1 protein-coding gene is annotated in these 567 nt (G+C 79.2%); it reads left to right on the top strand.

Going from position 1 to position 567, the window contains the following annotated elements:
• The coding region (locus K6I34_RS37880) for an aminotransferase class I/II-fold pyridoxal phosphate-dependent enzyme (protein WP_229332528.1) at positions 1-567 on the top strand (567 nt) is incomplete at both ends.

Here is a 567-nt window from a genome sequence, read left to right as displayed (position 1 = left end):
CTGCTGCTCGCCCTGCTCGCCGCGGCGGGCGGCGACGTCCTGCTCACCCGCCCCTGCGCCGCTTGGTACGCGCCGCTCGCCCGGCTCGCCGGGAGCCCCGCGTTCCATGTGCCCGTGCCCGCCGAGTGCGGTGGCGTACCCGACCCGTTCGCGCTGCTGGAGACCGTGCGCCGTATCCGTGCCGAGGGCGGCAGGCCGCGGGTGCTGCTGCTGTCCGCGGCCGACGACCCGACCGGCACCCTCGCGCCGCCCGAGATCCTGCACGAGGTCTGCGAGGCCGCGGTCGCCGAACGGATGACGGTGATCAGCGACGAGACCTGGCGCGACGCCCGCCACCACCCCGGCGGGAGCGTCTTCCTCGGGCCCGCCGAGATGTGGCCCGAGCACGTCGTCGTCCTCACCGACCTCGCCGGGGCCCTCATCCCCACCGCGTGGCCCGCCGCCGTGGCCCGGTTCCCGGCCGCGGGCCGCGGCCCCGCCCTGCGGGCCAGGGCCACCGAGGCCCTGGCCGCCGTCCGCGCAGAGCTGCCGCCGCCCGTCGCCGCGGCCGCCGCCTACGCGCTCGCC

It is taken from the genome of Streptomyces sp. UNOC14_S4 (assembly GCF_020740835.1).
Taxonomy (GTDB): domain Bacteria; phylum Actinomycetota; class Actinomycetes; order Streptomycetales; family Streptomycetaceae; genus Streptomyces.
This window is presented reverse-complemented; position numbering and strand designations above follow the sequence as displayed.